This is a genomic window from Bacillus sp. AP50, from assembly GCF_040492675.1.
Taxonomy (GTDB): Bacteria; Bacillota; Bacilli; order Bacillales; family Bacillaceae_G; genus Bacillus_A; species Bacillus_A cereus.
The window spans coordinates 1-5112 of the sequence record NZ_JBEUTW010000525.1; the positions used below are offsets into that span (position 1 = coordinate 1).

Below are 5112 nucleotides of genomic sequence, written 5' to 3' on the forward strand. Positions count from 1 at the left end.
ATTCAATATAAGAGGTGTATGCATTGTCCGAAAAAGTGTATAAATATAGAAGATCAGGTACCCAAAAACATTTTCACTTAAAAGAAGCTGACATATTTGTCTTTACAGTTTTATATTACAAAAGAGCACTTACAACAAGGCAAATCACGCAGTTATATAGTGCATTTGAGGGAAGAGAATGTTCTGAAGCTAGCATATTTACAAAGCTTGACCGTTACTCACAATATGGAGCTATGCTAACTAAAAGAATAGATAAAAGGGCTGATAGTATTACGAAACGCGCTTTATTTTCCTTAAAAGAAAAGACAATTGAATTCTTATTGGAAATAGGAAGAATTCCAAAAAAAAGTTCAAAAAGACGGTACTCAAGAACAACTTCTCTTCACACTATGTGTTCACGTGAAGTCATGATCCGTACTCTTTTAGCGACTACAAAGAAGACACAAACCAATGAAGTATTATATGAATTGGATATTCGTTCTTTTTACCAGAAAAAAAATATAAAAATTGAGGACAACCAATTGGCCTTGATTCCTGATGAACATATTTCATACCAAGATAAAAATATCCATATTGAGATGGACATGTGCAAAGAGACAAATTCTACCTTAGTTGAAAAAGTAGAGAAGTACATAGAATATGCAAAAAAAGCAAATGAGGATGTAACGGTTGTCTTTGTTATGTACGACAAATCAATGTTCCTTGCTGAAGATGCAGAACCGCCATACATACGTATGAAAAATCTATTATTTTCTATGCGGAAGCATCATGAATTATTAATGAATATACCAAATCTAAATGTACACATTTGCTCATTGAAAGATGCTGGGGATGTTATTTCAGATATCATTCTAGGAACAGATGATAATCAAAACTGGGAACAAGATATTCTTTTTCCTTTATCTCAACGTACAGTAGGAGATGTTAATTGGCGTTACACTTTTGTCGAAAAAATTCAAACGTTTAAAGAATCAATAGATGGTGGCCTTCGACGCACATACAAGAGAGATAAAGCTTCTATTCAAGATTTCTTTTTTATTTTTGGAAATGAAAATGATTACCGAATGATTGCAAGATTAGATGATGTCGTGTTTTCAAGAAGGAATGGAGATGAAGGCATTCCGCTTGTAGTTATCTATCCTAAACGTGAAAATCCTAGAGATATTCTACTGATGGACACTTATGATAATGTACTACTTCTATCCATTCAAAATACAAATATAGCAACCGATGAACAGATCATGGTACATGCTGCAAATAACGTTAATCCGAAAAGACGTAAACTTGTAGAATTATATTAATCGTTTATTTTTTATATACCTTTATATAACTTTATTGATTTTTATTATTTAAGGTGATAGAATAACGTTTGAACTAAACACTCAAAACTACAATCAAATCAGAACATATGAAATTAAGGCAAGCGACACACGCTGTTTTTACAGTGGGCGTCGCTTGCCTTTTTTTGTATGGAGAAAGGTGGAAGTGGAAAATGACAATGAACTTACAATTTGCAACAACTACTGGGGGAGTGCTCTCAGCAAGAGAAGCATTTAAAACTCCAGAACTAGTCCTTAAACATATTACAGAAGGGGGAGCTAAATTTTGCGTTTCCCTACAAGATATCAAAATTCCAGGAAAACCTAATTATTATTGGTACGATGTAATAATTGAAACTGCAACGAATAACAAACTAGAGATAAATATTGCAGTACTTTCTCAAGAAGAATATAACCAATTGTGTGAAGGAGATAGTATTGACTTATATTTAAAACAAACTGAAGATGCAGCGAAGTTCTTTCTAAAAAAATCAAAGGAACAATTCAGGCCAGAACTTCATAATCGTTTTACATTACACCATAAAGCTCAACTATGTCTTTAAAAAGTAGGTGAACCTTTATGGAGACATCTAAGCAAAGATTACCATTATACACTACAATCGCCTTAATTAGCGGATTTATCCTTTCATTTGGATTTGGTGTAGCAAACTACATACAGTTACTCTACTATGCATTTGAACCACCGTCTTATCCTATAGAAATTACATATGTACCACTATTTTTAATGTTCTTCTCTTTGCTATTAGGAGAATTTAGTTTTAGGTTCTACAGCCGTATCCCAGCTTTACAATTTCAAAATGGCAAGTTATTAATTTTAATTGCTTCTCATATTGCAGTAGATATTCAGTTTTTATGGTTTGCAACTACTCCTATCCATGCAAAAGTTATTCCTTATCTTATGAATAAAGCAAAACATGTTAATTTTGGTGAATATCAAGCAATGGGGGATGTATTAACAGGAAATTTCCATACACTCACTATGATATTTGTATTCTTACCGACCGTATTTATGATTTTGTTTACTCTTTGGTATAGTGGCCATATTGTCCGTTACAGAGAAGAAATCTTAAAGTGGGTACAAAAATACGAATATAAAAATCATAAGTTGCAAAAGTGGTTTAATAGCCAAGAGAAACAAATATATCCTGATGTTGAGATAGGGCCTCATATTAAGCACAAAGAAATGATTCGAATCAAAGGGAAAGATAGAACCTTAAATGGAATTATTATTGGTCCTATTGGTTCTGGTAAGACATCTAGTTTAATTATTCCAATGATTAATCAAGATTTACACTGGATGGTACGTTTTATAAATAAGTTTGAAAATACGTATAAAAAAAATAATTATGATACCGAAGAAGTAAAAGGAACATTTTTAAATGGGATAACTGTTATTGAACCGAGTAATGATTTATGTCAAAAGGTATTTAAATTAGTACAAGCACACAAGATTCCTGAAAGTTCAATTTATTATATTGATCCCACAAACTCTGATACCAAAAACATTAATATTTTACGTGGACCAGTTGATAAAGTAGCCGAGGTTTTTGCAATGGTTATCCAGGGTTTGTCGGAATCTAATAATGCATTCTTTGAACAAGCACAACGGAACCACCTTAAGCAACATATTTATTTATTAAAACTACATAACCCACAAAAAGATGTGACCTTTGATGACTTAATAGATATGTACGACGATGTAGAACGTGTACACCGTATGCACAAACTATTAAAAGTACAGGTAGAAAAACTATATGATTTTGTTCAAAGTGGTGTTGCTTCACGTGACCAAAAAAACGAATATAAGATTATAAAAGGTATCGATGAATGGTTCGGTGCGACACGTTTCTCTATAAATAGTTAATAACTATGAAATGAGAAGACTATCTAGATTAACGCAGATAGTAATAACTGATTTAACGAGTGAGTGGAATGAAAGCCTTCATGTTGAGCTGAAACACTCCCAATAATACTCCTACATGCAGAGGAAGTTGATAGACCACACTGTATGAAGCTAGGTGAAGACGCATGAAGAAAGCCTAAGTATATGACAACATGTATATGGCAATTGATAATGCGGTTGGCTATAAACTAATCATGGTGAGAATGACCAATTGGTCTGACGAAGATACGAATGTACGGGTCTAAAATTCAAATACAGTGAAAACTGTATCCCTTGTATGGGGTAAGTCAACGAAAAGTAAGAATCGAACCTATGAAATTCGTACTATGTAACAATGAACATAGAGAACTTACAGGCCTATAGTATCCACCTAAAATTAGATGTACAGCTAGTTAAATCGGAACGTGGGAAGCGAGAGACAACTATTTAAACCACTATCTTGGGGTTGGTTCATATAAGGTATAAAGCCGAAATTGATTTACTCTCGTGAAAGCAGGGGTACAGTACCGATGAAATTATGGAAACATAGTGGAGGGATAACCCCGAGTCATTAAAGAAATTAAGCAATAGTAACCAAATGAAGTTCATAAGGTCGTGTATGATGATGGGACTTTCCATAAGGAAGGAGCAATATATCCATCGATGAACGCTACACTGAGAAACAGCGAGTACTACGGTATGCAATCCACCTTTGACACGCTATATGAGCGCAATAAATATAACTGCACAAAAGGAATAGGATTATATGAAATTATAACATCAAAAGAAAATATACTACTCGCATACCGCAATATCAAAGCCAATACAGGCTCAAAGACAAAAGGTACAGATGGAATAACCATAGATAATTACAAAATGAAAAATGTAGAAAACTTCATAAAGGACATTAGAACAGCTTTAAATGATTATAAACCTCAAAAAGTAAGAAGGGTAGCAATACCTAAAGAAAACGGTAAAACAAGACCTTTAGGTATTCCTACAATGAGAGACAGACTAATCCAACAAATGTTTAAACAAGTTCTCGAACCAATATGTGAAGCAAAATTCTACAATCATTCCTATGGATTCAGACCTAATCGAGCGACAAAACATGCAATAGCTAGATGTCAATCTCTTATAAATAAAGGGAAGAAACATCATATAGTAGATGTAAAAGGATTCTTTGACAATGTAAATCACACCAAGCTAATAAAACAGCTATACAACATTGGAATAAAAGATAACAGGGTGCTAAGCATTATTTCAAAAATGCTTAAATCACCGATAGAAGGCGTAGGTATACCTTCAAAAGGAACACCGCAAGGTGGTATCTTATCACCACTACTATCGAACGTTGTACTGAATGATCTAGACTGGTGGATCTCGAACCAATGGGAAAACATGGATACGAAACACAAGTACACAAGCCTTCACAAATATAGAGCACTGAAGTCTACAAAGTTAAAAGAAATGTTTATCGTACGATATGCAGATGACTTTAAAATCTTTACAGATTCTCACGAATCTGCAAAGAAGATATTCCATGCGGTCAAAGAATACCTTGAAAATCACCTACAGCTTAATATATCAAGAGAAAAGTCAAAGATAACAAATATTACAAAGGGTAAATCAGAATTTCTAGGATTCAAATTAAAAGCAGTTAAAAAGAAGAATAAATTTGTTGCTAATACTCACGTTTCAAATAAACAAATAAAAACTATTTTAGCTAAAACCAAAAAGTTAATCAAAGAAATTCAACATAAACCAACTGTAATATCTGTCAACAAATATAATCAATATATATTAGGAATCAAAAACTACTACCGAACAGCTACTCATGTAAATTATAATTTTCGCCTAATAGCCTATCGTCTATCACGAACCTTATAT

The 5112-nt window shown here is 33.1% G+C and carries 3 protein-coding genes and 1 pseudogene; all 4 read left to right on the forward strand.

All coding sequences use genetic code 11. The features are described from left to right. The first annotated feature begins 23 nt into the window (after positions 1–23). Positions 24–1301 carry a replication-relaxation family protein gene (locus tag ABWK52_RS25960; protein WP_353772227.1) on the forward strand — a complete coding sequence of 426 codons (1278 nt, stop codon included), beginning with the start codon at positions 24–26 and terminating at the stop codon, positions 1299–1301. Positions 1302–1408: 107 nt separating this feature from the next. Next, on the forward strand, positions 1409–1882 hold the full coding sequence (locus ABWK52_RS25965; RefSeq protein ID WP_080019643.1) for a hypothetical protein: 474 nt from the start codon (positions 1409–1411) through the stop codon (positions 1880–1882). A 17-nt stretch (positions 1883–1899) separates the two neighbouring features. Beyond that, positions 1900–3183, forward strand: a pseudogene (locus ABWK52_RS25970) (conjugal transfer protein TraG); the annotation flags it as partial. A gap of 702 nt (positions 3184–3885) precedes the next feature. Continuing rightward, positions 3886–5112 (forward strand): group II intron reverse transcriptase/maturase (ltrA, locus tag ABWK52_RS25975; RefSeq protein ID WP_353772228.1); only part of this gene is annotated, 1227 nt, incomplete at its 3' end.